The organism is Pandoraea sputorum (assembly GCF_000814845.2).
GTDB classification, from domain to species: Bacteria; Pseudomonadota; Gammaproteobacteria; order Burkholderiales; family Burkholderiaceae; genus Pandoraea; species Pandoraea sputorum.
The window spans coordinates 2,754,782-2,781,052 of sequence record NZ_CP010431.2 but is presented as its reverse complement, the minus strand read 5'-3'; the positions used below and the strand labels follow the sequence as shown (position 1 = coordinate 2,781,052).

General features: G+C 62.4%; 27 protein-coding genes. 11 read left to right on the top strand and 16 right to left on the bottom strand.

Going from position 1 to position 26,271, the window contains the following annotated elements; all coding sequences use genetic code 11:
• Positions 1–16: 16 nt before the first annotated feature.
• Entirely contained in the window at positions 17–1,567 is a 1,551-nt protein-coding gene (locus NA29_RS12310; RefSeq protein WP_052252878.1) for a PepSY-associated TM helix domain-containing protein, read from the bottom strand.
• Between NA29_RS12310 and NA29_RS26330 the strand changes: the two genes are divergently transcribed.
• Positions 1,566–1,700: a hypothetical protein gene (locus NA29_RS26330; protein ID WP_257125725.1), complete on the top strand. Its 135-nt coding sequence runs from the start codon at positions 1,566–1,568 to the stop codon at positions 1,698–1,700. The two genes, NA29_RS12310 and NA29_RS26330, sit on opposite strands and share 2 nt — an antisense overlap.
• Positions 1,701–1,708: 8 nt before the next feature.
• On the opposite strand, the gene NA29_RS12305 is transcribed toward NA29_RS26330, so the two are convergent.
• Together NA29_RS12305 and NA29_RS12300 are read right to left on the bottom strand one after the other, a co-directional pair.
• Positions 1,709–2,143, bottom strand: a complete 435-nt coding sequence (locus NA29_RS12305) for a DUF2946 domain-containing protein (protein ID WP_052252877.1) — start codon at positions 2,141–2,143, stop codon at positions 1,709–1,711.
• Positions 2,144–2,208: 65 nt separating this feature from the next.
• Complete coding sequence (locus NA29_RS12300) at positions 2,209–3,663, bottom strand: HD domain-containing phosphohydrolase (protein ID WP_039398489.1); 1,455 nt, start codon at positions 3,661–3,663, stop codon at positions 2,209–2,211.
• 157 nt (positions 3,664–3,820) lie between these two features.
• On the opposite strand from NA29_RS12300, the gene NA29_RS12295 reads away from it, so the two are divergent.
• The 3 genes from NA29_RS12295 to NA29_RS12285 all read left to right on the top strand — a co-directional run bounded on the left by NA29_RS12295 (position 3,821) and on the right by NA29_RS12285 (position 6,938).
• On the top strand, positions 3,821–4,603 hold the full coding sequence (locus NA29_RS12295) for an alpha/beta fold hydrolase (protein WP_039403248.1): 783 nt from the start codon (positions 3,821–3,823) through the stop codon (positions 4,601–4,603).
• Positions 4,604–4,838: 235 nt separating this feature from the next.
• Entirely contained in the window at positions 4,839–5,876 is a 1,038-nt protein-coding gene (locus NA29_RS12290) for an alpha/beta fold hydrolase (RefSeq protein ID WP_039398487.1), read from the top strand.
• A 315-nt stretch (positions 5,877–6,191) separates the two neighbouring features.
• Positions 6,192–6,938 carry a lysozyme inhibitor LprI family protein gene (locus NA29_RS12285; protein WP_052252876.1) on the top strand — a complete coding sequence of 249 codons (747 nt, stop codon included), beginning with the start codon at positions 6,192–6,194 and terminating at the stop codon, positions 6,936–6,938.
• A 34-nt stretch (positions 6,939–6,972) separates the two neighbouring features.
• Here the strand turns inward: NA29_RS12285 and NA29_RS12280 are convergent, their stop codons facing one another.
• The 3 genes from NA29_RS12280 to NA29_RS12270 all read right to left on the bottom strand — a co-directional run bounded on the left by NA29_RS12280 (position 6,973) and on the right by NA29_RS12270 (position 9,630).
• Positions 6,973–7,854, bottom strand: a complete 882-nt coding sequence (locus tag NA29_RS12280; RefSeq protein ID WP_150777256.1) for a hypothetical protein — start codon at positions 7,852–7,854, stop codon at positions 6,973–6,975.
• Between the two features lie 172 nt (positions 7,855–8,026).
• Positions 8,027–9,109 carry an ACR3 family arsenite efflux transporter gene (gene arsB, locus NA29_RS12275; protein WP_039398483.1) on the bottom strand — a complete coding sequence of 361 codons (1,083 nt, stop codon included), beginning with the start codon at positions 9,107–9,109 and terminating at the stop codon, positions 8,027–8,029.
• Positions 9,109–9,630 (bottom strand): arsenate reductase ArsC, encoded by a 522-nt coding sequence (locus NA29_RS12270; protein WP_039398482.1) that lies wholly within the window; start codon positions 9,628–9,630, stop codon positions 9,109–9,111. The genes arsB and NA29_RS12270 overlap by 1 nt, the downstream gene beginning before the upstream one ends.
• A 72-nt stretch (positions 9,631–9,702) precedes the next feature.
• Here NA29_RS12270 and NA29_RS12265 point away from each other — a divergent pair, with 72 nt between their 5' ends.
• Positions 9,703–10,038 carry an ArsR/SmtB family transcription factor gene (locus tag NA29_RS12265; RefSeq protein WP_039403242.1) on the top strand — a complete coding sequence of 112 codons (336 nt, stop codon included), beginning with the start codon at positions 9,703–9,705 and terminating at the stop codon, positions 10,036–10,038.
• Between the two features lie 34 nt (positions 10,039–10,072).
• On the opposite strand, the gene arsH is transcribed toward NA29_RS12265, so the two are convergent.
• Positions 10,073–10,822, bottom strand: coding sequence for an arsenical resistance protein ArsH (gene arsH / locus NA29_RS12260; RefSeq protein WP_039398479.1), 750 nt, complete (start codon positions 10,820–10,822; stop codon positions 10,073–10,075).
• A 303-nt stretch (positions 10,823–11,125) separates the two neighbouring features.
• Here arsH and maiA point away from each other — a divergent pair, with 303 nt between their 5' ends.
• Entirely contained in the window at positions 11,126–11,779 is a 654-nt protein-coding gene (gene maiA, locus NA29_RS12255; RefSeq protein ID WP_039398477.1) for a maleylacetoacetate isomerase, read from the top strand.
• Here the strand turns inward: maiA and NA29_RS12250 are convergent.
• The 9 genes from NA29_RS12250 to NA29_RS12210 all read right to left on the bottom strand — a co-directional run bounded on the left by NA29_RS12250 (position 11,776) and on the right by NA29_RS12210 (position 20,396).
• Positions 11,776–12,630: a class I SAM-dependent methyltransferase gene (locus NA29_RS12250; protein WP_039398475.1), complete on the bottom strand. Its 855-nt coding sequence runs from the start codon at positions 12,628–12,630 to the stop codon at positions 11,776–11,778. The genes maiA and NA29_RS12250 overlap by 4 nt on opposite strands.
• Before the next feature lie 88 nt (positions 12,631–12,718).
• Complete coding sequence (locus NA29_RS12245; RefSeq protein WP_039398473.1) at positions 12,719–13,930, bottom strand: SAM-dependent methyltransferase; 1,212 nt, start codon at positions 13,928–13,930, stop codon at positions 12,719–12,721.
• Positions 13,927–14,715, bottom strand: a complete 789-nt coding sequence (locus NA29_RS12240) for a DUF1365 domain-containing protein (RefSeq protein ID WP_052252875.1) — start codon at positions 14,713–14,715, stop codon at positions 13,927–13,929. The genes NA29_RS12245 and NA29_RS12240 overlap by 4 nt, the downstream gene beginning before the upstream one ends.
• Positions 14,712–16,013 carry an NAD(P)/FAD-dependent oxidoreductase gene (locus NA29_RS12235; RefSeq protein ID WP_039398472.1) on the bottom strand — a complete coding sequence of 434 codons (1,302 nt, stop codon included), beginning with the start codon at positions 16,011–16,013 and terminating at the stop codon, positions 14,712–14,714. Before NA29_RS12235 ends, NA29_RS12240 begins: the two co-directional genes overlap by 4 nt.
• A 15-nt stretch (positions 16,014–16,028) precedes the next feature.
• Positions 16,029–16,622, bottom strand: coding sequence for a lipocalin family protein (locus tag NA29_RS12230; protein ID WP_039398471.1), 594 nt, complete (start codon positions 16,620–16,622; stop codon positions 16,029–16,031).
• Complete coding sequence (locus NA29_RS12225) at positions 16,619–17,734, bottom strand: SAM-dependent methyltransferase (RefSeq protein WP_039398470.1); 1,116 nt, start codon at positions 17,732–17,734, stop codon at positions 16,619–16,621. The genes NA29_RS12230 and NA29_RS12225 overlap by 4 nt, the downstream gene beginning before the upstream one ends.
• A gap of 39 nt (positions 17,735–17,773) precedes the next feature.
• Positions 17,774–18,556 carry a DUF1295 domain-containing protein gene (locus tag NA29_RS12220; RefSeq protein ID WP_095178446.1) on the bottom strand — a complete coding sequence of 261 codons (783 nt, stop codon included), beginning with the start codon at positions 18,554–18,556 and terminating at the stop codon, positions 17,774–17,776.
• A 198-nt stretch (positions 18,557–18,754) separates the two neighbouring features.
• Complete coding sequence (locus NA29_RS12215; RefSeq protein WP_224786792.1) at positions 18,755–19,267, bottom strand: lipocalin family protein; 513 nt, start codon at positions 19,265–19,267, stop codon at positions 18,755–18,757.
• 97 nt (positions 19,268–19,364) lie between these two features.
• Entirely contained in the window at positions 19,365–20,396 is a 1,032-nt protein-coding gene (locus tag NA29_RS12210; RefSeq protein WP_072633270.1) for a MerR family transcriptional regulator, read from the bottom strand.
• Positions 20,397–20,680: 284 nt separating this feature from the next.
• On the opposite strand from NA29_RS12210, the gene NA29_RS12205 reads away from it, so the two are divergent.
• The 5 genes from NA29_RS12205 (at position 20,681) to NA29_RS12185 (ending at position 26,214) form a co-directional block, all read left to right on the top strand.
• Complete coding sequence (locus NA29_RS12205) at positions 20,681–21,331, top strand: carbonic anhydrase (RefSeq protein WP_039398468.1); 651 nt, start codon at positions 20,681–20,683, stop codon at positions 21,329–21,331.
• Between the two features lie 368 nt (positions 21,332–21,699).
• Positions 21,700–22,560 (top strand): MurR/RpiR family transcriptional regulator, encoded by an 861-nt coding sequence (locus tag NA29_RS12200; protein WP_039398467.1) that lies wholly within the window; start codon positions 21,700–21,702, stop codon positions 22,558–22,560.
• A gap of 45 nt (positions 22,561–22,605) precedes the next feature.
• Positions 22,606–23,880, top strand: a complete 1,275-nt coding sequence (locus NA29_RS12195) for a diaminopropionate ammonia-lyase (protein ID WP_039398466.1) — start codon at positions 22,606–22,608, stop codon at positions 23,878–23,880.
• Positions 23,881–23,895: 15 nt separating this feature from the next.
• Positions 23,896–25,161 (top strand): Zn-dependent hydrolase, encoded by a 1,266-nt coding sequence (locus NA29_RS12190; protein WP_052252873.1) that lies wholly within the window; start codon positions 23,896–23,898, stop codon positions 25,159–25,161.
• Between the two features lie 114 nt (positions 25,162–25,275).
• Complete coding sequence (locus NA29_RS12185; RefSeq protein ID WP_039398465.1) at positions 25,276–26,214, top strand: N-carbamoyl-D-amino-acid hydrolase; 939 nt, start codon at positions 25,276–25,278, stop codon at positions 26,212–26,214.
• Positions 26,215–26,271: the final 57 nt, after the last annotated feature.

The following is a 26,271-nucleotide window of genomic DNA, read 5'->3' as shown; positions in this document are numbered from 1 at the left end:
TGTCGCCGACGGCGGGCTACGCGCCCGAGCGTCGCCCGAACACTGCCCGGTCACCCGCCCAGACGAGCGCCATGGTCGCCCCCATGAGCGGGAAAATGCAGCCGAGCGCCACCATACCGGCGGTCCATCCGCGCATCGGCGGACGCGTTTGCGGGCGCGAAGGCGCCCCCAGCGTGCGTGCCGGACGGCGCATCCACCACATGATCGCGCCCGTTGCGGCCATGGCGAACAATCCCATCGAAATTGCAGCGCACAGCCATTGATTGGCTACGCCGAAGTACCGCCCCATGTGCAGCGCGGTGCCATACGAAACCGCCTGCGCGACGGCACCGTACGCGTTGTAATCGATGTCGCGAAGCACGCGGCCGCTGTACTGATCGATGTGAATCGTGCGCTCGGCCTTCGGGTCGGCAGGGAAGTACGACACGGTGTAGACGCCATCGGGACGCTTCGGTACGACGAGACTATAGCCACTTTGCACACCCAGACGCGAGGCAATGGCCATCACGTCGTCGATGGGCAGCGCGCCTTCTGCACGCAACGCAGCGGGCGACCGGCCTGTGTTACCCGGGGCACTGTGTTCGCTGTGTCCGTTGTGGGCAGCATGTTCGTCGGCCGCTACCTTTGTATCGTGCGCGGCATGGTTCATGCCCGGCATTTTTGCCATTTCATCGGCATTTGCAGGCGGCGCCGATTGCGGGACCTGCGTGTTTCCCACGGCCCACGGCATCTGGGCGATAGGCAGGTCGTCCATCTTCATGGGCTTTGCCGGTACCTGCGAGCGCACCGGTGCTTCGCCCCAGACACCGGGCGGCGAGCCCATGCCGATCTTCGACGTCAGCACCTTGAACTGCGCGCCCCACGAGCCGGACCACGGCAGTCCCGAGAGCACGAACGCCAGTCCACCTGCGGCGAGCCACAAGCCCGCGACGCCATGCAGATTGCGCAACAACGGACGCCCGCGCAACTGCAAACGAGGACGCAGCGCATTCGCCCACGTTGCGCCTGCTCGGGGCCACCAGAGCGCGAGTCCGGTCACGAGCATGACGAGTGTCCAGCACCCGGCCAGCTCCATGAGCAATTCGCCGGGCTTGCCCAGCATGAGCGAGCGATGCAACGCACGCGCCTGCGCCATCAGCCGGTGTTCGACGCTGAGCGTACCGAGCACCGCGCCGGTGTACGGATTCAGATAGACGCTCTCACGCTCGCCATCGGGCAAGCGGAAGATGAACTCCGCGCTGCGCGTCGGATCGCGATTGACTTCGACGGAGCTGACTTTCGCGCCTGCGGGCAGCGCCGCCGCCGCGCGTTCCATCAGCGTCTGCTCGGCCAGGCGCGGCTCGGTGGATGCTGCGACGATCAGCCGGTCGTGATAGAGCCATGGTTCGATCTGCGGCTGGAAGACGTAAATCGTGCCGGTGATGGCGAGCACCATAAGCCAGGGCATCACGAAGAGACCGGCATAGAAGTGCCAGCGCCAGAGGGTGCGGTATTGGCCAGCGGCGGCCGTCGGTTGCTCTTCACGGGTGTGAGGCGTCTGGGAGTACGGCGGATGTGAGGTCTGCATGTTGCGACGATTCCGTCTCGTGTCGCCGCTGCATGGCAGCGGCGCGCGCATGCCGCTGGCGCAAGCGTCAGGCAGGCATTGGGCGCGAATGAAGAGCGACGCCGTCACCGGGCGTGGCGAGGCATCGGACTGAACGCGAGGTCAGGAAACGGCAGGCGGGGCACGCGCAGGCGGCGTGTAAGCGGATTGGGTGTTCGACGCAACGGCATTCGCGACCGGTCCGGCGCGTGCGATCCATGCGAACGAGATCGCGCCGGCGAGCGCGGGCATGACGAGCGGCGGATGATTGGCGAGCAGCGAACAGTAGTCGCAAAGGTCGCCCTGATTCTCATGCGCGGCATGCGACATGCCTGCGCCGTGTGTCGCGTCGTCGTGCCCGTGGGCCGTCCCTGCCACCAGCACGGCGGACGACGCGTGCGTGGCGCCGTCGACAGTACAGAACGCCGCATCCAGCACACGCGCCTGTCCGGCGCGATGTGCCGCGAGTCCCTGGCTGACGATCGGCATGCAAATCGCCAGCCACATGGCGGCGAGGCCGAGCCATGCAGTGAGACGTTTGCGAGAAGACGATGTCATGCGTCGAAGGATCGTAGATTGCGGTGGGCTGGGGCGCTAAAGCCGGAATGCTATCACGCGGGGCGTCAGATCATGCCCGCCGTGAGTGCCTTGAGGGTCGCGGCTGCGCGCGTCGAACAATCCAGCTTGCGGAAGATGCTTTCGACGTGTGTGCGCACCGTGCTGGGACTTAGAGCCAGCGCGCGGGCGGCTTCTTTGTTACTCAGTCCTGCGCTGATTTGGCGCAGCACGTCGATCTCACGCGGCGAGAGCAGCGAGGCCGTGCCCGGTGGCGTCGCGCGCGGGCGCACCGTTTGCCCCTGCGACGTTGCAACGACCGCCGCCACGATTTCGGCATCGAACTTTCCGGCGGCGGCTTCACGCTCGATCAGTCCCACCGCCTCGTCGAACGTGTGGGCTGGGCGCCACGGACGCGTCGCCAGCAGTGCCTCGAACGCGACCGACGTGGCCAGAACACGCTGCGGCGTCGTCAGCGTCGAGCCGTCGACACCACGGAAATAGCCGCTACCGTCAAGCCGTTCGTAAGCGTAGGACGCAAGGTCGGCCACCTGCCGCAGTCCGTCGATCTGTTTGGCGGCACGCGCGCTCCAGTAAGGGACGAGACGAACCTTCTCCCACTGATCGGCGGACAGTTTGCCGTCCGTCTCCCAAAGCCGGTTCGGCAAGGCTGCGCGGCCGATGCCGTGCAACAGGGCGGCCGAGTGCAATTGCGTCTGGATGTCGATGTCGAGGGCGACGCTTTGTGCCGTACGCGACGCCAGATCTGCAGTACGACGTGAGAAACCGGCGAGCCACGGCAGCTTCAGTTCGGTGACATCCGCCAGCAGCGACAGCGGCACGTCGGCATGATGGATGGGCTGTGCGAGGCGCCACGCGCCGGTGTCAGGATCGGCTGCGTCCAGCGCATCCAGCCAACGGTTCGCCTGACGCAGGGCTGCATCTACCAAACGCGCGGGATACTTGGCGTCCGACTGACTGCGCAGGAAGGCAAGGGCGCTTTCACGTCCATGGGCGCGCGCCAGAATTTCGAGATCGCTCGCGACGTTGACGAAGAACACCGTCTCCGGAATCGCATCGCCGTCGTGCCCGGCGGGCATGCCTTTGCCGTCGAAGCGTTCGAAGACGTTGCGCAGCGCGTCGACCACGCGCGGCGGCATCCCCATCGTCGCGGCGACGTCGCCCGACACTTCGCAGTGAATCAGGGCCAACGGCACGATGAGCGATTGGGTTTGCGCGGAGAGCGGAGGCAGCGTTTGCGCCATCATGGCCTCGCGCGCGGCGACGTCGTCGCCCAGCAACTCGGCAAAGCCACCGGCGTTCGCCGTGCAACCGGACCAGCGCAGCAGTGCCGTCGCGCGGGCATGATTCTGCGCGTCGAGGTCTGCACCGCATTCCTGCGCGAGCCAGCCGGCAAGGCACGCGGCGCGGCGTGAGTGGTCCGTCGAGCGGCCCATGCTGAGATCGCCGATGAAGGCGAGCGCAAGAATCGCGTCGGTGAGGCCGGCGGTGCTCGATGACATGTTGGACGTGGATGAGGGGCAGAAGGATGGAGGCGCTATCGATCATCAGGTGCCTGCATCGGTCGATCGTCCGATACCGGCGCAAGCGCGAGACGACGACACTGGCAACCAGTCGAGCCAACCTCGTGGCTCGTTTTCCCGAATCAAGGAGATTTCGATGAACCGCCATTCTACTCTCGCCGCCATGTTGCTTAGCGCCGGTTTGCTGGGCGCTGCCGTTTCCGCACACGCTGCCCCTGCGGCCACCGCCCGCGACGGCGCGCCTTCCGTCGTGATCGTTCACGGCGCGTTCGCCGACGGCTCCGACTGGGCCAAGGTCGTCGCCATCCTCCAGGAAAAGGGTGTCCCCGTAACGGCAGTGCAGAACCCGCTCGACTCGCTCTCCGGCGACGTCGCTGCCGCCACACGCGCCATCGACAATCAGCCGGGCAAGGTCGTGCTCGTTGGCCACTCGTGGGGCGGCGCCGTTATCACCGAAGCGGGCAAGGACGACAAGGTCGCCAGCCTCGTCTACGTATCCGCCTTCGCGCCGGACGCCGGTCAGTCGGTCGAAACGCTCTCGAAAGACCTGCCCAAGGCACCGGGCATCGATCATATCGTGGCCGACGCCAGCGGCTGGCTGAGCCTGCCCCCGGCAGTCGTTGCCAAGTTCTTCGCGCAGGACGTGCCCGCCAAGCAAGCGCGCGTGATGGCCGCGACGCAGGGCCCGATCAAGGGATCGGCGTTTGGCGAAAAGATCAGCGTCGCCTCGTGGCACCAGAAGCCGTCGTGGTTCGTGATCAGCCAGAACGACCGCATGATCAACCCGGAAGCCCAGCGCATCATGGCGCGCACGATCGGTGCGAAGGTAACGGAGCTGCCGACGAGCCACGTGCCGCAGCAGTCGCGTCCGGCCGACGTGGCGAAGGTGATTCTCGACGCGGTCGCCAGCGTCAAGTAAGACCTGTCGTCCGGGGTGACGGGGGCGGCCAGCGCCGCTCCATCCCTCGAATTACCCCGGGAAACCGGGGTTTTTTGAATCCGTATGTGTCACTTGTCCGGCCAGATACATTCGGACATAAACGACGATGAACTCGCCGATATAACTACGGGTAAGCGCTCGGCACGCACCGCAGGTGTGAGGTTGGAGCTAATCCCGGCAGCCGCCGGAATATTACTCAGAGAGGTCATCAGTCATGTCGGATCCGGTCAATCTTCGCCGTCGTCGTCTTCTTGGCACCACGCTCGCAGGTGTCACGCTCGCTGAATTGGGGCTGTCGCAACTGGCCAATGCGGCTTCGTCTGCCGGTGCGTCAGGTTCGGTCGGTGGTCACACGTCGTTCGAAGCGATCCGTCAGATCGACGCCGGCGACCTGAACGTCGGTTACGCCGAAGCCGGACCGAAGAATGGCAAGGTTGTCATCCTGCTGCACGGCTGGCCGTACGACATCTACAGCTATGTGGACGTTGCGCCGCTGCTGGCCGCCGCCGGTTACCGCGTGATCGTGCCGTACCTGCGCGGTTATGGGACGACGCGTCTGCTCTCGGCCAGCGCTCCGCGCAACGGACAGCAAGCCGTGGTGGCGGCCGACATCATCGCCCTGATGGACGCGCTGAAGATCGATCAAGCCATTCTCGGCGGCTACGACTGGGGCGCGCGCACGGCAAACATCGTCGCGGCACTCTGGCCGGAGCGCGTGAAGGCGATGGTCTCCGTGAGCGGCTATCTGATCGGCAGTCAGGCGGGCAATGCGGTGCCGCTGCCGCCGCAAGCCGAACTGCAATGGTGGTATCAGTTCTACTTCGCTACCGAGCGCGGTGCGAAGGGTTACGCCGCCAACACCGACGCGTTCAACAAGCTGATCTGGCAACTGGCGTCGCCGAAGTGGCAGTTTGACGACGCGACGTACGCGCGCTCGGCTGCCGCGTTCCACAACCCCGATCACGTGGACATCGTGATTCACAACTACCGCTGGCGTCTGGGCCTCGTGCAAGGTGAGGCGCGGTTCGATGCACTGGAAAAACGTCTCGCGACGGCCCCGGCGATCACTGTGCCCACGATCACGATGGAAGGCGACGCCAACGGCGCGCCGCATCCGGCCCCGGCGGCCTATGCGAAGAAGTTCACCGGCAAGTATCAGCACCGCGATATCGGCGGCGGCATCGGTCACAACCTGCCGCAGGAAGCCCCGAAGGCGTTCGCCGACGCGATTCTGGAAGTCGTCTCGCTGTAAAGCCGGAGGAGGTCGGGCGCATGTCCGATGCACCCGGTGCGTCCGGTGACTAAACGCCGGGCGCAAGGGACAAGCTCAACAAGCTGGCCGCGTCGCATTACGACTGAGCCTGCGGCGGCAGGGCAAGTTTCGCGCGGTGGGCCCGCTTGTAGACGTCTGCCATATTTTCCCCCTGCGTTTTTGTGGTGCTGTTTTGACAGGAGGACAGTCACGGGAGAGGACTCGATGCATCCACCATTTGAGGGATGCTTGATTTTTTATGGCACACGCGCTTGAATCCGCTAATCCGAGATTCCTGCCGGAACGACAACCGATATGGTGAATCGCTTGCTACTGTGTGGCCTGCCTGCGCTGGCCCTCTGCCTGTCGTGTGCCGCCACGGCGGCCGATGCGCCAGCGTCCGGCGTGCCCGGAAACATCGATCAGATCCTCGCCAGATGTCTTGCCGATCCTGAAAAGCAGTCCACCGGCGGGCAGGACGAGTGCATCGACGATGCCACGCAAGCGTGGGACGCCCGTCTGAATGTCAACTATCAATCGTTGCGCGACACATTGCCGGAAACGGCGCGCCCGGCGTTACTCGCGGCACAACGCGCGTGGCTTGCGAGCCGGGATGCCGATCTGAAGCTCATCGCCGCTGTCTACGCCACCGTGCATGGGACGATGTACGCGCCCGCGAACGCCAATGACGTCATGCTGCTGACACAACGGCGGGCACAGACGCTCGCCCGCTATCGCGATTGCGGTGAGGTCTCGACCGCCGCTTCGAAGGACGCACGTCTGGCGTGCGCAAAGACGCCGGGTCATGCCGCAAACGCCGAGGTCGACCGTTGGGGCCGCCGAATGATGCGGAGATTACCGCCAGCGTCGAACAATGCCGTTCGGACATCGAATGAAAAGTGGCGTGCGTTTGCAGTCGCTGAGAGTGGATTGATTGCCGTCGTGTGTCCGTCCGAAGGCCATCCGAACGCTCAGGCCTGCCGCGACGGGCAGGCGTCGAGAGAGACGACCGCCCGTGTGCAATGGCTCAAAGGGCTCGATGCGATGATCGGCGCGGACTGATTTGTCCCGCGCCGTCTGGCTGAGCGTCGCGGTGTCAGCGAGTTCGTCGCACCCGCACCAGCAGCCACGCCATGATGCCGGTGACAACGACCGTCGCGACAACCGCTTTCCAGACCGACCGGGTGACGGCCCAGGTGCAGACGGCGACCGCAGCAAACATCAGAATGGCCACCCATTCGAGCGCCTTGTCGAACGCGTTGGGATTCCTGTATTGATGCTTCTCGACGGCAGGCGGACGCTCTGCTGCTGCAGGACGCGAGCGAGGCGCGCATGCCGGGAAAGTCTCCACCAGCGACCGGCTCGGCCACGGATTCACCTCGGCGCGCGGATTGCCGGTGCCGGTCGAGCGCCAGACGGCATCGGTATCGGAGATACGCCGAAGGTCTTCGATTTCGTCGGCAAGTGCGGCTTGGACGTGTGCGCCGTGATCCAGTGCCGCTACTTGTTCAAGTTCGGTGGTTATCCACTCGGTGGCGTCGGTCACGTCGGGCAGGCCGCCGGTGCGCACGAGGATGAACCCGCCGTACGCAGTGCCGAGGTAGTTGACGAAGGCGTCGAAGATCGGCCGGTAACGTTCGCCCAGCAGCTCGATCACGTTGTCGCGTCGACGGGCGGCACGTTCGAGCGCCAGCGCCTTTGTCGTTACCAGATAGGGGTACTTCGCATCCTTTTCCGCTTGCGTCGCGCCTTCAAGAAACTCTTCGATTTCTACGGCTTCGTCGTCCGGGTCGAACTCGTCGATGACGTAGGCAAAGTGAATGTCCTCGACGGAAAAGAGCACCCGCCAGAACAGCGGAAGATAGGCATTGGCTTCCAGCGACGGGCCGTCGGCGGAGAAGTACGTCTTCAATTCGCCCTTACGGCCCTCCGGCATGCGTGGCCACGGCGGACTCTCGAGAAAGACAGGATGTGACATTTCTTGAGCCTTCTGCTGAGTTGGTCGGTGCATCGGGAGGTGGCATGCCGGGTGCGTCTGACCGAATCCGGCGAGCCGGGGAAATTCTGGCCGAAATGCCCGTGTTTGTCATCCATTTCAAGAAGTGATGAATTTCTGTCATTCAGCTTTTCCCGAGGCCACTGCGCACGGTCTATCTGGTGAGGCTTGTTTCGTACCAATGCTTCGAACGATTGACGGCATGAACGACGACAAGCATCAGCGGGACTTCGACCAGCACGCCGACGACTGTCGCCAACGCTGCGCCGGACCGCATCCCGAACACGCTGATGGCCGTTGCGACCGCTAATTCGAAGAAGTTGCTTGCCGCAATCAGGCTCGATGGACCGGCCACGCAATGCGCAACGCCGAGCTTTCGATTCAGCAGATAGGCAAGTCCCGCGTTCAGCAGTACCTGAACCACGATGGGAATGGCGAGCAATCCGATCACGACAGGATTCGCGACAATCGTTTCTCCCTGAAAGGCGAACAAGAGGACGAGCGTCGCGAGCAATGCCGCCATGGAGAACGGCGCGGCGGCGGCCGCGACAGTATCGAGTGTCTTGCGACTGCGTCGGAGCATGATGCGACGCAATCCCTGTGCGATCCCAACGGGAATCAGGATATACGTCAACACCGACACAACGAGTGTCGCCCAAGGCACCGTGATCGAGGACACGCCCAGCAGTAGCGCGACAATGGGCGCGAAAGCGACGACCATGATGGCGTCGTTCAGCGCGACCTGCGCCAGTGTGAAGTGGGCGTCACCCCGGCACAGTTGCGACCACACGAAAACCATCGCGGTGCAAGGTGCGGCGGCAAGCAGGATCAGGCCTGCTATGTAGCTGTCGAGCGAATCCGCCGGTAACCACGTTGCAAAGAGGTGACGTACGAACAACCAGCCGAGAAGCGCCATCGAGAATGGCTTGGCAAGCCAGTTGATCGCCACCGTGACGACGACACCGCGCCAGTGTTCTGTCACACGGCCCAGTGCGCTGAAGTCGATTTTGAGCAGCATCGGAACAATCATCACCCAGATGAGTGCTGCGACCACGATGTTGACGTGAGCGAATTCAATCCGTGACACCGACTCGGCGAGTGCAGGTGTCGCATGTCCGACGAACACGCCTACCGTCATGCAAAGGAGCACCCAGATCGAGAGATATCGCTCGAAGGCTCGCATCGGGGCCGGCGTTGCGCCGTTGTCGCTGCCAGTCTGTTGAGACTTATCCGTCATCACTGCCCCCGGGCGCGTAGCCGGTTCGCCATTTCCTGAAGACGTTGTTGTGCGTCTGCCACTTCGAGCTTCTCCAGGGGAAGGTCGAGGAACAGCTCGATGCGTGTGCGGAGTTGCAGATACGTTTGAAGAAAGGCTTTGCGCACCTCCTCCGGCTCGCCTCGTACTTGCGACGGATCGGGCACACCCCAGTGCGCTTTGGCCGGGTGCCCCGGCCAGATCGGACACGTCTCGCCGGCCGCGTTGTCGCAGACGGTGAAGATGAAATCGATGCGCGGTGCGTCAGGTTGTGCGAACTCGTCCCACGATTTGCTTCGCATAGACGATGTATCGATGCCGCGCGACGACAACAATTCCAATGCATGCGGGTTCGGTTGTCCAGCGGGCTGGCTGCCCGCGCTGTGGGCGACGAAGCGCTCGCTACCGAGGTCGTTCAGAATGCCTTCGGCAAGAATCGAGCGGGCCGAGTTGTGCGTACAAAGGAACAACACGTGGCGCTTTGGGGTGTCTGCTTGTATCATTTGATCTAAAATTCCAGAAATATAGAAATAATGAATCCGCGAGGAATGCGGATGACCTCAATGTCTGACGCCATGCAAACTGCTCTTAACGATACCGATGCCGTAAAGGCCCTTGCTGCGTTGGCGCAAGGCAATCGTCTCGCCGTGTTCCGGCTTCTGGTCGTTGCCGGGCCGGACGGGCTGAGCGTGGGCAACATCGCCGAAGCGCTAGGCCTTGCCAACGCCACACTGTCCTTCCATTTGAAAGAACTCGCGAACGCGGGGCTGATTACTGCACGGCAGGAAGGCCGGTATATCTACTACGCGGCGTCCATCGAGAAGATGAATGCGCTGATCGGCTTCCTAACCGAAAACTGCTGTGGCGGCGTGCCGGGGCTGTGCGAGCCGGTGTCACCGCGCAAGTGCTGATGTGACGGCGATGTGCCTCTGCCTTAGCGGACGTTCAGCGGGCGTTCAGTGAGGCACCGAGGGCGATGCTGGATAGATCCGTCACCGGATCAATCGGCGTTCCGGCTTCCACACGCTCGCTGTAACGATCGACCAGATAATCGCGCTTGTCGCGCAGCAACAGCGTAAATTTCACCAACTCTTCCATCACATCGACGACACGGTCGTAGTAGGCCGACGGTTTCATGCGACCGTCCTCATCGAACTCCTGAAACGCTTTGGCAACCGATGACTGGTTCGGGATCGTGAACATCCGCATCCATCGGCCGAGTTGCCGCAACTGATTGACGGAATTGAACGATTGCGATCCACCGCTCACCTGCATCACGGCGAGCGTTCGGCCCTGTGTCGGACGGATGCCACCCATCGATAAGGGAAGGTGATCGATCTGGTTCTTGATGACGGCGGAAATCGTGCCGTGCCGCTCGGGGCTGCACCAGACGTGGCCCTCGGACCAGAGCGACAGATCACGTAGCTCTTTGACTTTGGGATGGGGCTCGCCAGTCGTCTCGTCGGGCATCGGCAGACCGCGCGGATCGAAGATGCGGACCTCAGCGCCCATCCGTGTGAGCAGTCGAGCCGCTTCCTCGGTGACAAGACGTGAGTAGGAGCGTTCGCGCAAGGAACCGTACAACATCAGGATACGAACCGGCGGGTCGGCGGGGAGGCCGAGCCGGGCCGCGATGGTCTCGTCGAGATACTCCGGCTTCAGAGCAGTGGTCGGTGGCGGCGGCACGATTGACATGGAAGGCTTTGGCATTGGGTTTGATGTTTCTAATAATATGGAAATATAGAATTCAATGCAAGAAGCCCATGGAGCGGACAGGGGCTTATCGGTTAGTGGGGGCAAAGCGCAGGCTCTGATACTGCTGCGGTAATCGCCTGCGATACGCGTAAAGAGGGTGTCTGATCAGCGCAATTTGTTGCATATGCAATCGTCAAATGGCATCATTCCCATCGATTGAATTGCAAATGCAATCGTGTGTGACGCTAAGGCCTGCACAGTGCATTTGCGTCTCTTCGACAACACGACGATTGGACTATCGCAATGACAATTCAGCTCTATGGATTCTGGCGTTCGAACGCTGCGTTTCGCGTGAAGGTTGCGCTTGCCTTGAAGAAGCTCCCGTTTGAGGAGATCGAGGTCGACATTCTTGCGGGACGTCAGTTCGACGCCGATTATGCGCACGTCAATGCCGAGCGCGTGGTACCGACCTTGGTTCACGACGGCCATCACGTCTTTCAGTCGATGGCGATCATGGAGTATCTGGACGAGGTGTTTCCCGAACCACGATTGATGCCGGAGATCGCGCGTGAACGCGCGTATGTCCGTGCGGTCGCGCAGGTGCACGTGGCGGATTCACATCCGTTTGTCGTGCCGCGCGTTCGCAAGCATCTGGCGCAGACGTACGGCGTGGGCACCGACGCCATCGAGGCCTGGTGCGCGCATTGGGGGAGGGCGGGGCTGGCAACGTACGAGCGGATGCTGATGGTGCGCCCGGCTGCACCGTTCGTCGTCGGCGCGACACCGACGCTCGCGGACATCTGCGTCGCCGGTCAGAAGATCATTGCCGATCTGTATCAGGTCGACATGGACGAATTTCCCCGGGTGGCTGAGTTGACGAAGCGCTGCTTCGAGATGCCGGAATTTGCCGAAGCGCATCCGTTCCGGCAACCGGGGTATCGCGCGGTGGAGATTTAGGCTTCGGCGACGGAGGCTGGCGCGTCGGTGGTGAAGAAACGTTCACGCATTTCTTCGAGTCCCAGCGACGCCAGCACGCTTTCCAGACGCTCGGCAGGACGACGACGCGGCAGATCCTTGTACTGGGCGATGATCAGCTCGTTCTTCATCGAGTGCTCCCAGCCGACCAGTTCGGTCACGTTGACCTGATAGCCATGGGCTTCGAGCTGGAGGCAGCGCAGCACGTTGGTGACCTGGCTGCCGAATTCGCGCGTGTGCAACGGGTGACGCCAGATTTCCGTCAACGGATTGCCTGCCAGTTGCTGCCCCTTGTGTTTGCGCAGGACGGCGGCGACTTCGGCCTGACAGCAGGGCACGAGCACAATGTGACGGGCTTGCTTGGCGAGCGCAAACCGGATGGCGTCGTCCGTTGCGGTATTGCACGCATGGAGTGCAGTGACGACGTCGACCGTTTCGGGCAATGCCGGGGAGGTGATCGAATCGGCGACCGACAGGTTCAGGAACGACATGCCCGGAAAGCCGAGGCGTTGCGCCAGCGCCGTGGAGGTCTTGACGAGTTCCTCACGGGTTTCGATGCCGAAGATATGCGAATCGTCAGCCAGTGCCTTGAAGAACAGATCGTAAAGGATGAAGCCCAGATAGGACTTCCCGGCACCGTGATCGACGAGCGTCACGCGGCCATTGTCGTTCTTGACTTCCTGTAGCAGCGGCTCGATGAACTGAAACAGGTGATAGACCTGCTTGAGCTTGCGTCGGCTGTCCTGATTCATCTTGCCGTCGCGCGTCAGGATGTGGAGTTCCTTGAGCAGTTCAATGGACTGGCCGGGACGGATTTCGTGGGTATTCGACATGGGGAACTGAATAAGCTGCGGGAGGGCAATGCCTCCCGGAAACCGACAGTTTACCGAAAATGGGGGAAATGCTCCCGATGTGACCGGGTCAGTCGTCGCGCGTGAGCAGAAACTGATTCACGTCGATGCGCTGTTCGTCGAACGCCACTTCGCAATATTTCAGATAGAGGCGCCACGTGCGGATGAACGATTCGTCGAATCCTTGCGCGAGGACGTCGTCGATTCGGGACGAAAACGCCGCGTGCCACAGATTCAGTGTGCGTGCATAGTCCGGGCCGAACTTCAGCGTCTCACGGGCATGCAAGCCACCGCTTCGCGCTGCGGCGACAAAGCGCGGCACGCTCGGCAGCATGCCGCCCGGGAAAATGAATTCCCGAATGAAGTCGCTGGATTCGCGATAGGCTTCGAACGCCTCATCCGCAATCGTGATGCTCTGGATCAACGCGCGACCGCCAGGGCGAAGGCGCTGCGCCAGCAAGCTGAAGAAGGGCGTCCAGTAGGCCTGCCCGACCGCCTCGAACATTTCGATGGACACCACGGCATCGAACTGTCCCTGAACGTCCCGGTAGTCTGTGAGCGACACGGTTGCCGCGTGCGCCAGACCGGCGTCGGCGATCCGGCGGCGCGCGAGCGCCAGTTGCTCCTGCGACAGCGTGATGCCGTGAACCGAAATGCCTTGCCGCGCTGCGTGCAGGGCAAATCCGCCCCAGCCACACCCGATCTCCAGTACTTCGTCGCCAGGACGCAATCCGAGTGTGTCGATAATGCGTTGGTACTTGGCGCACTGCGCGTCGGACAGTGAGCGTTGCGCATCGCCCTCGAACAGCGCACTCGAATAGGTCCAGGTCGGGTCCAGCCACAGGCCGTAGAACGGGTTACCCAGATCGTAATGCGCATGGACGTTGCGCTGGCTGCCCGCCCGCGAATTCCGGCGCATCGCGTGCCGCAGGTGAAACCAGATCCGGCTCAATCGTGATCCGACGATCGGTCTTTCAATCGAGGACCGATTGCGTAGCGCCAGGCGTAGCAGTGCGGCGATGTCCGGCGTATCGATCCACCCCGCAATATAGGCTTCGGCAAAGCCGATATCGCCCGCGCGCAGGATCTGACGACAGGCGCGCCAGTCGTGGATCTGAAGCGTGGCGCCCGGCGAGTCGCTGGATTTGCCGAAAACTTGTACTGAGCCGTCGGGTGTCACGAGTGTCAGATGGCCGGTGCTAAGACGCTGCAACAAGGCACAGAATACTCGGGCACCCAGCGGGACTGCCGTCTGAGGGGAAAGAAGGCGAAGCAGGGTCATGATCTGATTTCCCGATCTAATGGCGACTTTCCGTGGAACGGCACGCCTTTGCGCCATAGCCGCAGTGCCTGCCAATGAATTCGAATAACGACGCTCAGGGCATTGAACGGCGCGCCGAGCATCGCCTTCAGCACAGCCAGGCCGGTGAGCGGCTCGGCATGCATGCCGATGGCGGTTTGCAGAAGTCGCTGGCCGTCCACGTAGTAATCAATGCCGACCGACCACACCCGCCCGTGTCGGTTGACGCGAAATGCATACTGTCCCTCGACCTTGCAGAACGGGGAGACGTGAAACGTCTTGCGACACTGGAGCGCGGTATCGCCTCGAATGGGGGCCGCACCCGGCGCGCACAGCAAGTAGCCGTGATGCTGACCGAACGTATTGTTCACTTCCGCGTAGATCGCGCGCAGGTCTCCCGCGCGATCGTGGCAATACCAGAAGCTCACCGGGTTGAACGCGAAACCGGCGATGCGTGGAATGGTTTGCAGCCAGATGACACCGTCGGCAGGAATCGCGGCTTCGGCGAGACGTTCGCGCATCCAGATGTCCAGCGAACGACCGTCTCTCGCCCCGTAGTCGGACGACTTCAGGCTCAGAAGGCGACGTCGGTCCACGGCGAACCACCAGCGCACCAACGTGTTCATCCGCGCAACGTCGCAAGAGATCTGAAACAAGGGGTACGTGAAGCGGTGCGCGACGGGGTGAAGACGTTCGTGCATGACGCGCCCTTTGAGTAGCCAGGCGGCCGGGGCGTCCGTCGGATCGGTTGGGCTGGTCGGGATCATAGGGCGGCCCATGACGGCAGAACGTCGAAATCCCGGGCGACACGCAGCGCGGATTTGAGGCCATCCTCGTGAAACCCGTAGCCGGTCCACGCTCCGGCGAACCAGGTTCGCCGACGCCCCTGTAACGCCGGAAGGAGCGACTGTGCGTCCACTGCGGCGAGATCGAGTAACGGATGCTCGTAGGCATAACGGCCGAGCACCGTCGACGGCGCGGGCTCTCGTACCGGGTTGAGCGTCACGATGACCGGCGTGCTGAATGGCAAGGCCTGGAGCTGATTGATCAGGTAGCTCACGCAAACCGGGGCAGCGTCGGCAGTCGTGCGGCTCGCGTGACTCACATAATTCCATGCCGACCATACGCGTCGGCTCCGGGGGAGCAGCGTCGGGTCGGTGTGGAGCACGGCAATGTTGGGCTGATAGCGCACGCCGCCGAGCACGCGGCGTTCCGTGGGATCGGCGTCTGCAAGCAAACGAAGACTCGTTGGGGTATGGCTGGCCATCACCACCGCGTCGAAGCGTTCGGCCTGTGCGTCGCCAAAACAGATCGTCACGCCATTGCTGTCGCGCGTCACTTGCTTCACCGGCGTTCGGAGTCGAACGTCCTCCAGCGTGGCGGTAATCCGCCTGACGTACTCGCGGCCACCACCAGCGACCGTGCGCCACTGCGGCCGATCCCGGATTTGCAGCAGGGCGTGATTCTGGCAGAACCGTAGGAACGTGACCGCCGGAAATCGAAGAATATCGGTCGCGCGGCTCGACCAGATTGCCGCCGCCATGGGCAGCAGGTAATGCTGCTGGAACGGCTGGCCATAACCATGCGCGAGCAGCAGCTCGCCGACGGACTGTCGGTCGCGCGAGGCACTCTCGAGATGGCGTTGCGCCGCAGCATTGAATCGCATGATGTCACGCAGCATGCCGAGAAAACTCGGTGAACAGAGATTTCTGCGTTGTGCGAAGACGGTATTCAAATTGGTCCCTGCCCACTCGAGCGCACCGCTGCCGACGGACACGGAGAACGACATGTCGCTGGCGATGGAGCGCACGCCAAGCTCGTCGAAGAGGGCGATGAGGTTTGGATAAGTGCGCTCGTTGAACACGAGAAAGCCCGTGTCGACGGGCGCGCGCATGCCGTCGAGCTCGACATCGACCGTGTTGGTGTGTCCGCCCGCATATTCGCCCGCCTCGAATACCGTCACCCGATGCTTGCGCGCGAGCAGATACGCGCTGGCCAGCCCCGAGATCCCTGCGCCGATCACCGCAATCCGTTGCCCGGGAGGTAGAACCGTCGTTGGACTCATTGCACGTACTCTCCGTCAGTCAGATCCTTCAGATGGTGCAAAGCCGGGCTTCCCGAGTTGCTCCGGCAATTGCGGCACGCGTCGAAATCGCGATATGTCATAGCCCATGGCCGATAAGCGCGTCAGTAGGGAGCGATACGTCGCGTCGTCCATCGTTGGGGAACGCGAAAATATCCAGCCCAGCGATTTGTCCGGGTAGCCGAGCAGCGTGTAGCGGTAATCCGGATCCACGTACAAAGTGAGTTGCGAGACGTAGATCGGCCAGAAGAGCCGCACGCGCCAATGGCCGCCGCCGCTGCCGGGCACAACGCTGTCGACAAATTGATAGTGGCGCTCGGGTTGGTCGAACCCGCCTTTGCGCCCGTAGAAGTGATCGTCGATGCGCCCGTCTTCGCGTAGCGCCCATTCGGCACGGCTTGCGACGAAATCGCGCTCCGCGAAATAGGGAATATTGGCAATGACATACCAACGGCCCATATAGCGTGGCAAATCGACCGGTGCGACCTTGAGCGGCACGTCCGCGAGCGGATTCGGGTTGGGTGGCGAGCCGGAGCAACCGGCCAGTACCGCGAAGACGAGTGCCGCGCCTGCGGCCGAATGTCTGATCACGGCGTGCCTCCGACGGTCGTTGGACGCTTTTCGAACAGGTAGTGGCCCACACCCCAATGTTGGCCCCGGGCGTAGCCGAACAGCTCCGCGACGGCCATGTAGAACATGCGCCAGCGCTGAAATTGCAGACGAGCCTGCGCTCCGTAGGCCGCCTCCAGCAGCGGGAGTGTCGTCGCTCTGGAGGCGTCGAGCGCATCGCCCCAGTCGTTGGCCGTGCGTGCGTAGTGTTGCCCATCGACCCACCACCGGTCGGTCAGGCGCAGGTCGTCCTGGAAGTGAAGCAGCAGATCGGCACTCGGCATGGTGCCGCCAGTAAAGAAATGTCGCGACATCCAGTCGGAGCCGTCCCGATCCTGGAAGTGATAGGCCAGATAGCGATGCGCAAAGATGTGCACGAACAACATTCCCCGATCGTCGAGCCAGTGCGCGATCTTGCGCATCAGCGCACCGTAATTCTTCATGTGCTCGAACATCTCGATCGACAGGACACGGTCGAATTGCGCAGGGACATCGTCGGAAAAGTCGAAGTCTGCGACGTTGCCTGTCACGATCCGAAGGTTGTGCAGCCCCCGTCTTTCGGCCGTCGCTTCGATGAACCGTCGTTGACCATGGGAATTGGAAAGCCCGACGATCTGGGCGCTGGGGTACCGCTCGGCCAGCCACAGCGCGAGCGATCCCCATCCACAGCCGAGATCGAGGATGCGCTGTCCGTCGGCGAGCTGTGCGCGCTCGGCATAACGCTCCAGCATCGCCTGTTCGGCCTGTTCCAGCGTTGTCTCCTCGTGCTCGTAGTAGCAGCAGGAGTATTTCATCGCAGGCCCCAGATGAGCTTGGAAAAACTCGCTGGGCACCTCGTAGTGCTGTGCATTGGCGTGCTGAGCCGCAATGGCAATGGGACTCGCGCGCAGTTCTTTCACGAGGTCCGACAGCGCCGACACGCTGCGTTCCACGTGTGACGCGTGCTCCTGCCTGAGCCGTTGACGTATCAGTCGTCGCATTCCGGCGCGTAACAGCGCGTCGGGCACCACACCCAACTCACAAAGCCGGATCAACCCCGATGCTTCGGTGGCGCTGGGGCTGATCGAAGGTGGCTGCGTAAGAGAGACAGTCATAATGTCGTACTCCGTGCAAGCGGATGTTTGTCAAGCCGATCACGCCTGGCGAGAGGCTTTCGGCGGCCAGGGGAACAGCGAACTGGTGGTTTTCATGTACTCCCGGTAGGCCGGGCGGGTGGCCATCAGGTGCGCCTCCAGCAGTGGGATGCCCGACACCTTGAGCAGCAGCCATGCCATGAGCAGCGGGGGAAAAAGCGTCGTCCATCCCCACGGCATCGAGATGGAGAGTGCGGCGTAGCTGCACCAGTGCAGGCATTCGAAGAAATAATTTGGGTGGCGCGAGTACCGCCACCATCCCGCGCGACAGACCTGGCCCCGATGTGCGGGATCGGATACGAAGTTGCGCAACTGATGATCAGCGGCCGTCTCTCCTGCAATCGCACTCGCCCAGATTAGCGCCGCGACGCCCACACTCAGTGGCGAGGCGGCCTGAGCGCTGAAGGCCGGAACAAAGAACGCGACCGCGAGCAACATCGATATCACGCCCTGGAGTTGGAAGAACCAGAACATGTTGCGGTCGGCCGCCGCCGCCCATCGCTCGCGGAAGGCCCGGTAGCGTGCGTCTTCAGGCTTGCCCCAATTTCGACGCCACAGATGCACAGCAAGGCGCACGCCCCAGACGCCACCGGCTACGCCGACAAAAATCCGGGTGAGGGCATCTCCTGTGCCCTGCAATGCCACGAATATGGCCACCGCAGCCAGTGCGGCAGCCCATATCGGATCGACCAAGCCAGCGTTTCTCGTTTGTTTCTGCAATACCCAGGCCAAAGCGAAGGCGATGATCAGCCCGCACAGGGTCATCACGGCAGTCGTTAGCATCGGTGACATTTCCGGCATGTGAGTGTCGTTGCGATGTATACGAAGAGGGGGCGTCACCGGATGCACTTCTGACGAGATTTTTTGAAATGCGACCGGTGATGTATTTGCGGGAGACTGGATTCCTGTGATGATCGGCAGACGACCGGTCGGCCGTCCTCTTGGCGGACCTTGCTGGAGGAGCAGGGCTTGCCAGGCATGTCATTGCGTGGGGTCCACCCGACTGTGACTCACCCAGATCAGCGACTCAGTATCGACGCCGAGTGTCTTTGCGCGTGCCACGATCTGCTTCAGCTGGGCGTCATCAAGATGCTTCTCCCGAGCCAGAATCCAGCAGTACCCGGTATCGGGCCCGAGCACCAACGCCCATCGATAGTCGGGATCCAGCGCCGCTACATGGTAGCCACCGTAAAAGGGTCCGAAGAACGAAACTTTCAGTGACGCGACGTCCGGCGCCCCGGTGAAGCGCGCTTTGCCGATTGCCTCCTTCCACCGACCGCTCACTGGATCGAACCCGCGGTTCTGCACTTTGACGCTACCGTCCTGTGCCGGGGCGTACGTTGCGGATACGTCGGTCATGCCCCGTTCGAATGAGTGGTCCAGACGTGCGAGCTCATACCAACGCCCCTCATAGCGACCGATATCGAATGGCGATACGGGAACCACGCCCGGAGGGGGCTTCGTGCTGGCGCACGCGCAAAGCAATATCAGCATGAACGAAAGCAGACCCAGCAACGGTATGCGCAGCGATGTTCTCGTGCCAACGAGGTCTCTCATGGCTGACCTGTGAAGAGTGATGGGGGACGGAGGGTCAGCAGTCGTCCGGTCGTGAGACCGGCGCGGGCAATGGGAGCGACCAGCCCTCATGCTCGACGACTGCGGCCAGCGCGTCTTCAAACAATGCGACAGCCCTGTTGGCGGCATCGCCCAGATGTCGATGTAGCAGGGCGTCGGCCGGGGAGCGCGATATGCATTCGTCGCTATAACGCTCAAAGGCTGCGATTTGCAGCACCAGTTCAACGAGATGCTTGGGACATTCACAGGCAATGGTTGAGGACTGGCGCGCCAATTTGCTTAACGTCTCTTCATCAAAACGACGCGGTGTACGTGACCAGAACTGACGGTTCGCCGACGTTGCATCATCCGCATTCGTCAATGTCTGCAAGAAATCGGAAAGCAATTCGTCTGTATGGATCAAGGCATCGGAAGTGCGTGCCAGCCGTATCCGTGCAAGGCGAGCCAGTTCGATGGCCTGACGCGTGCCGAATGCATAGACGACGAGGACGTGATCGCAATGGGCTGACTGCGCAGCGGCGACGACGGACAGTATTGTGTCTTCATGCAACGACTCGACCCGTACGGCCAATCCGCGCGCCGCACCCGCCCCCTCGGCCAGGTGCGGAATCTCTTCGACGCTATCGAACGACTCGTGCATGACACCGGCGGGCAGATCGGACGTGACGCTGTCCCCGAAACCGACGACGAACAGCGTTGCGCCGTGCGTGTGCTCGGCAAGAGAAGCGCTGTTGGCGCCACTCGCCAGTCTCATCAGTTGCGCGTTGTCCAGGCGTGCGATGACACCGATGGGACGTCCGTTGTCGACCAGCGACTTGATCGTTCTCAGCCGACTCACGTCTTCGTCGGAGTAAAGGCGCTGTCCGGAGGCGCTGGTAGCCGGGGAGATTACGCCGTATCTCTGCTCCCAAATCCGCAACGTCGCGGCTGGCATGTCTACAAGTTTTGCGGCCTCGCCGCTTCGATACCGTCGAGGTGAACTCACTGAGCGTTTCCTTCCGATGGTGTTATGAGTCGAATTGATTCTCTGACTCAAACCGTAGCTCATGAATTCCACTGAGTCAATAATTGGACTCAAAATTGAAAAATGTGGAAAATATGAGTTTGCATTATGATTCGATTGTGACTCATTTGATGCTCGGGTGCATCGCTCAGGAGGGCAGGTGATTCGCGTCGCTTCGGTGCGATGGTCAGTCAGCCCTCGTGCCAAGTTCGTCTGACGGGGCATTGGGCTGTGGAGGCGGATGGGGGATAATGAGCACCGGTCGATGGCGGATCATGGCTAGGCAAAGCGATCGCCCTTGCACCGACGTCTTAACTCAGAGATTTGCTATGCGTGACATCATTGACGGCTTTCTGCGTTTCCAGCGCGAGGCCTTTCCTCAGCGCGTCGAGCTTTTCAAGCGACTCGCCACGAGTCAGAACCCCAAAGCCCTCTTTGTTACCTGTTCGGATAGTCGAGTCGTGCCCGAGCTGCTCACGCAGCGCGAGCCCGGTGAGCTATTCGTCATTCGCAATGCGGGAAACATCGTTCCATCATACGGACCGGAACCCGGTGGCGTTTCCGCTACCGTCGAGTACGCGGTTTCGGTATTGGGGGTACAGGACATTGTGATCTGCGGCCACTCGGACTGCGGTGCGATGGGCGCGATTTCACGCTGCACCTGTCTCGACCACATGCCCGCCGTAGCCAACTGGCTGCGTCACGCCGACGCCGCGAAGGCAATCAATGCAGCGCATTCGTACGACACGCCTAGTGCCAAGCTGGACGGGTTGGTCAGGGAGAATGTGATTGCGCAGCTGGCGAACATTCGCACGCATCCGTCGGTTGCCCTTGCGCTTGAGCAAGGCCGTATGAACCTGCATGGATGGGTCTACGACATCGAAACCGGCGGCATCGACGCGCTTGACGGTGAGACCCGCAAGTTCGTCCCGCTGGCCGACTCGCCGAACACGGTGGCAGTCGCCTCCCGCACTCGATGAGTCTCGCCAAGGCGCTGGACGGTATCGCGTAACCGTCGCCTGCGAGGCGCCTGCAGTTTTCGGCATGCAATGCCCGCCATTCGGCGGGCATTTTTTATTTGGGCGGCGATTTGATCGATTCGAGCCCAGGACCCTTTCTCCCTTTCGCCCTTTTTGTTCCCTTCCTGGCCGTCGACGGAGGTTTGGAGCCAGTAGCTTTATTTTTTTCTTTTTGACACTTTATTTTCGTTTACATAGTTTACTGAAACATAAGTTCCAAAAACGATGGTCACTGAAACTTGCGAGGCAAACGGCGCAGACGGTGGCAGCATGCTGGAACCCGCAACTTTGCGCCCGCCGAGGAATCGTCGGGCTGATTGGAAAACACCATGAACGGCACGCTTCAAGATCGCATTCTGCAACTGCAAGACGACTTCACACCCAGTGAAAAGCGTCTCGCGGACGTGGTGCTAACGCACTTGTCGCAACTGGCCTCGTACTCCGCCACCGAGCTCGCGGAAATGGCGGAAGTCTCTAAGGCATCGGCGGCGCGCTTCTTCAAGCGCCTGGGATACGAGACCTTCAATGACCTGCGCACTCGCATGCGTGACGATGCCGACCACGGCTCGCCGCTGTTCGCGCTGGCCGGCATTGCCGCTCCTGAAGCCACGGGCGACGCTCCGGAAGGTGCGCTGGGTGCGCATCTGGCCACCGACCTGCAGAACCTCGCGCACACGTTCGAACGCATCGACGCTGCGGATATTCAGCGCGCTGTAGCGATGGGTGCGAGCGCTCGTCGCATTTTCATCGCAGGTTTTCGCAATGGCCGCGTGCTTGCCCAGTACATGTGGGCATTGCTCACACAGGTGCGCGATGGCGTGCTGCTCGTACCCGGTGCAGGCCTGAACCTTGCGGAAGATCTTGCCGACTTGAGTGCAGACGACGTGCTCGTTGTCATGGACTTCCGCCGCCGCGTGAATTTGCTCCGGCCGATGGTGGAGCACGCCAACCGTGTGGGGGCCCGCGTGGTGATCCTGACCGATCCGACGGCGACCGAACTACCCGCACGTAGTGACATCGTGCTGCGCTGCGTGAACCGCACAACCGGCATGTTTGATTCGTATGTGGCCGCCATGAGCGTCATCAACCACCTTTGCACCCGCCTGGGCCTTGCCCTTGGCGACGCAGCACGCGAGCGGCTTGCCCACATCGAGCGCCTGCACGACGACTACGGCGACTTGCGCCGATAGCCGGAACCGATACCGACAGATCCACCCAGAAACCGAGGAGTTTGTATGACCCACCCCCTTCCCAATCTGCGCTTGCAACGCTTTGTGAACCCGGCCGTCGAACCCGATGCCGCGTATGGCGAAGCGCGTCGCGCGATCCTGGGCGGCGACGCATTTGCCACGGCTGCGCGAGAAATCACATGCTGGCCCGGCTACGCCGAGACGCCGCTCGTCGCACTCGACGGGCTGGCGCGCGCCGCCGGTGTCGCGCAGATCCGCTACAAGGACGAAGCGGGTCGCTTCGGATTGGGGAGCTTCAAGGCGCTGGGCGGGGCCTATGCGGTGAGTCGTCTGCTCATCCGCGAAATCGAAGCGCGTACCGGTGAAAAAGGCGTAAGCGTGGCCGACCTGCTCTCGGGCCGCTTTGCCGACCTGACCCGCACGTTGTGTGTGACGTGTGCGACCGACGGCAATCATGGCCGCTCGGTGGCATGGGGCGCAGAGCGCTTCGGCTGCCAGTGCGTGATCTACGTGCATGCGACCGTCAGTCAGGGCCGCGTCGACGCCATCGCGCATTACGGCGCCGAGGTCGTGCGTACAGCGGGCAACTACGACGACGCCGTGCGTCAGGCCGCCGAAGACGCTGAACGTCTGGGCCGGTTTGTCGTGTCGGACACGTCGTACCCTGGCTACATGGATGTGCCCAAGGATGTGATGCAGGGCTACGCCGTGATGGCCGACGAAGCGCTGCGCCAGTTCGGCGACGAATCGGGCCAACGCCCGACGCACGTCTTCCTGCAGGGCGGCGTGGGCGGTCTTGCCGCCGCGGTGCTCGCGCATTTCTGGGAGACGCTCGAAGCACGCGGCGAAGCACGTCCGCGCTTCATCGTAGTCGAGCCGGACAAGGCGGCTTGCTTGTACGAGAGCGCGCGCGCAGGCGAGCCGGTGGCGGTGCATGGCGACCTCGATACGGTGATGGCCGGGTTGGCGTGCGGTGAAGTCTCGCTGCTCGCGTGGGAAATGCTGCGTCCGGGGGCACAGGCGTTCCTGACCATTGACGACGCGTCTGCGATGGAAACGATGCGCATTCTCGCGGACGGCCGCTATGGAGACGCCCCGATGGTCGCGGGCGAATCGGCCGTCGCCGGTCTTGCCGGATGCCTGGGTGCTGCGGCCGATGCGCGGGCACGTGCGGAGCTGGGACTCGACGCGTTGAGCCGGGTGCTGGTCTTCGGTAGCGAAGGCGCGACAGATCCGGCGCTGTACGAGCAGATCGTCGGCAAGCCCGCGCAAGCCGTGACGGCTGACGCGGCGGGTGTCCAAAAGGCGCGCGCGGCCTGAGCGACGAGACACCTCATGAGTACGCTTCTCAATACCGTATCTTCAGACAACGAGATCGCCGGTTTGCGCATCGATCTACCGCGATTGCTGGCGCGCATTGCGGCGCTGGCCGAAGTGGGTGCCATCGACGGCGGTGGCTGCTGCCGCCTGGCGCTGACCGACGCCGATGGTGAAGGCCGCAAGCTCGTCGTAGGCTGGATGCGCGAGCTCGGGTTGTCGGTGAGCGTGGATGCTATCGGCAACGTCGTCGGCGTACGCGCCGGTCTGGAAGACGGGCCGCCGGTGATGACCGGATCGCATATCGACACCGTGCGCACGGGCGGGCGTTACGACGGTAACCTCGGCGTGCTTGCAGGTCTGGAAGTCATTGCCTCGCTCAACGATGCGGGCATCGTCACGCGCCGCCCGCTCGCTGTCGGGTTCTTCACGAACGAGGAGGGCGCGCGTTTCTCGCCGGACATGATGGGCAGCCTGGTCTACGTCGGTGGCATGCCGCTCAACGACGCGCTGGAGACGGTCGGCATCGATGGCACTACGGTGCGAGAGAACCTCACGCGTATCGGCTTTTCGGGCCCGCAACCGGTTGATCGTCCCGATGTGCATGCGTTCGTGGAGCTTCACGTCGAACAAGGGCCGGTGCTGGAGCATGAGGACATCACGATCGGTGCGGTGACAGGCGTGCAGGGCATTCACTGGACCGAGTTCACGGTCGAGGGCGTGTCGAATCATGCCGGTACAACGCCGATGGGCATGCGTCACGATGCGGGCTATGTCGCCTACGCGATTGCCAGTTTCGCGCGGGATCTCGCGCGCGAACTCGGTGGTGGTCAGTTGGCGACGGTCGGGCATGTCACGGTATCGCCGAACCTCATCAATGTGATTCCGAATCGTGCGGTCTTTACCCTGGACCTTCGCAATACCGATGCCGATGTGCTTTCGGAAGCAGTGCGTCGTGTCTTCGCGAAGGCCGAGGCGCTTGCGCAAGCGGAGGGCGTACGCATCTCGCATCGGTCGCTCGCGGACTTTGCGCCGGTGCAATTCGACGAGCGCATTGTCGCGCGGGTCGAGTCGTTGGCGCGTGAGCGCGGTCATTCGGTCAGACGTATGCCGAGCGGGGCAGGGCACGATGCCCAGATGCTCGCTCGCGTGTGTCCGGCGGGCATGATTTTCGTGCCGAGCGTGAAGGGTCTCTCGCACAACGTGGCGGAGTATACCCACGACCTTGACATCGGCGCCGGGGCGAACCTGCTGCTCGCGCTGATGACCGAGTTGGCCAGTTGAGGCCGAGCCGAAGATCGAAACGCATACCCAATATATGTCAGGCAGTACCCCTGGAGGAGGCGTCCGGCACATCGGACGCGCAGGGATTCGAGGATTCATCAAGGAGAAAACGTAATGTCCCGTATCGTCAACGTCGCCGCCGCGCAGCTCGGACCGATCCAGCGCGCCGATTCCCGAGCCGACGTGATGGAGCGTCTGCTCGCACATCTGCATAACGCCCACGCGATGGGCTGCAACCTGGTCGTCTTCCCTGAGCTGGCGCTCACGACGTTCTTCCCGCGCTGGTACATGGAAGACCCGGTCGAAATCGACGCGTTCTACGAGCGCGAAATGCCCGGTCCGCAAACGCAGGTGCTGTTCGACACGGCCAAACGTCTGGGCATCGGCTTCTACCTGGGGTATGCGGAAATCGCGCTCGACGACGCAGGCCGGCCGCACCGCTTCAACACGTCGATTCTGGTGGGCGCCGACGGCAACATCATCGGCAAGTACCGCAAGGTGCATTTGCCGGGCCATGCAGAGAACGAGCCGTGGCGCGCGTTCCAGCATCTGGAGAAGTACTACTTCGAGCCGGGCGATTCGTTCGAAGTGTGGCGGGGTTTCGGAGGCGTAATGGGTATGGCGCTGTGCAACGACCGCCGCTGGTCGGAGACCTACCGCGTGATGGGCCTGCAAGGCGTCGAGATGATCCTGCTCGGCTACAACACGCCGGTCCACAACCCGCCTGCGCCAGAGCACGACGATCTGTCGATGTTCCACAATCAGTTGGTGATGCAGGCGGGTGCCTATCAGAACGGCACATGGGTCGTCGGCGTGGCCAAGGCGGGCAAGGAAGAGGGCTGCGAGATGATCGGTGGTAGCTGCATCATCGCGCCGTCGGGTGAAGTCGTGGCCGCGTGTTCGACCAAAGGCGACGAACTCGCCATCGCGCGTTGCGACCTAGATCTGTGCCACTCGTACAAGAGCACGACTTTCAATTTTGCAAAGCACCGTCGTCCGGAGGCGTATCGCATGATCGTCGAGCGGCGCGGCGCAGTGGCACCGGAGGCTTGATGCCGGTTCGCCATACCGTGTGAGACGCACAAGCGTCTGACGGAGGCACGCGGCAGG

Coding starts and splice junctions, on each gene's coding strand:
- NA29_RS26330 (WP_257125725.1), top strand. CDS start 1,566: ATGTTGCGACGATTCCGTCTCGTGTCGCCGCTGCATGGCAGCGGCGCG.
- NA29_RS12310 (WP_052252878.1), bottom strand. CDS start 1,567: ATGCAGACCTCACATCCGCCGTACTCCCAGACGCCTCACACCCGTGAA.
- NA29_RS12305 (WP_052252877.1), bottom strand. CDS start 2,143: ATGACATCGTCTTCTCGCAAACGTCTCACTGCATGGCTCGGCCTCGCC.
- NA29_RS12300 (WP_039398489.1), bottom strand. CDS start 3,663: ATGTCATCGAGCACCGCCGGCCTCACCGACGCGATTCTTGCGCTCGCC.
- NA29_RS12295 (WP_039403248.1), top strand. CDS start 3,821: ATGAACCGCCATTCTACTCTCGCCGCCATGTTGCTTAGCGCCGGTTTG.
- NA29_RS12290 (WP_039398487.1), top strand. CDS start 4,839: ATGTCGGATCCGGTCAATCTTCGCCGTCGTCGTCTTCTTGGCACCACG.
- NA29_RS12285 (WP_052252876.1), top strand. CDS start 6,192: ATGGTGAATCGCTTGCTACTGTGTGGCCTGCCTGCGCTGGCCCTCTGC.
- NA29_RS12280 (WP_150777256.1), bottom strand. CDS start 7,854: ATGTCACATCCTGTCTTTCTCGAGAGTCCGCCGTGGCCACGCATGCCG.
- arsB (WP_039398483.1), bottom strand. CDS start 9,109: ATGACGGATAAGTCTCAACAGACTGGCAGCGACAACGGCGCAACGCCG.
- NA29_RS12270 (WP_039398482.1), bottom strand. CDS start 9,630: ATGATACAAGCAGACACCCCAAAGCGCCACGTGTTGTTCCTTTGTACG.
- NA29_RS12265 (WP_039403242.1), top strand. CDS start 9,703: ATGCAAACTGCTCTTAACGATACCGATGCCGTAAAGGCCCTTGCTGCG.
- arsH (WP_039398479.1), bottom strand. CDS start 10,822: ATGTCAATCGTGCCGCCGCCACCGACCACTGCTCTGAAGCCGGAGTAT.
- maiA (WP_039398477.1), top strand. CDS start 11,126: ATGACAATTCAGCTCTATGGATTCTGGCGTTCGAACGCTGCGTTTCGC.
- NA29_RS12250 (WP_039398475.1), bottom strand. CDS start 12,630: ATGTCGAATACCCACGAAATCCGTCCCGGCCAGTCCATTGAACTGCTC.
- NA29_RS12245 (WP_039398473.1), bottom strand. CDS start 13,930: ATGACCCTGCTTCGCCTTCTTTCCCCTCAGACGGCAGTCCCGCTGGGT.
- NA29_RS12240 (WP_052252875.1), bottom strand. CDS start 14,715: ATGATCCCGACCAGCCCAACCGATCCGACGGACGCCCCGGCCGCCTGG.
- NA29_RS12235 (WP_039398472.1), bottom strand. CDS start 16,013: ATGAGTCCAACGACGGTTCTACCTCCCGGGCAACGGATTGCGGTGATC.
- NA29_RS12225 (WP_039398470.1), bottom strand. CDS start 17,734: ATGACTGTCTCTCTTACGCAGCCACCTTCGATCAGCCCCAGCGCCACC.
- NA29_RS12220 (WP_095178446.1), bottom strand. CDS start 18,556: ATGCTAACGACTGCCGTGATGACCCTGTGCGGGCTGATCATCGCCTTC.
- NA29_RS12215 (WP_224786792.1), bottom strand. CDS start 19,267: ATGCTGATATTGCTTTGCGCGTGCGCCAGCACGAAGCCCCCTCCGGGC.
- NA29_RS12210 (WP_072633270.1), bottom strand. CDS start 20,396: ATGAGCTACGGTTTGAGTCAGAGAATCAATTCGACTCATAACACCATC.
- NA29_RS12205 (WP_039398468.1), top strand. CDS start 20,681: ATGCGTGACATCATTGACGGCTTTCTGCGTTTCCAGCGCGAGGCCTTT.
- NA29_RS12200 (WP_039398467.1), top strand. CDS start 21,700: ATGAACGGCACGCTTCAAGATCGCATTCTGCAACTGCAAGACGACTTC.
- NA29_RS12195 (WP_039398466.1), top strand. CDS start 22,606: ATGACCCACCCCCTTCCCAATCTGCGCTTGCAACGCTTTGTGAACCCG.
- NA29_RS12190 (WP_052252873.1), top strand. CDS start 23,896: ATGAGTACGCTTCTCAATACCGTATCTTCAGACAACGAGATCGCCGGT.
- NA29_RS12185 (WP_039398465.1), top strand. CDS start 25,276: ATGTCCCGTATCGTCAACGTCGCCGCCGCGCAGCTCGGACCGATCCAG.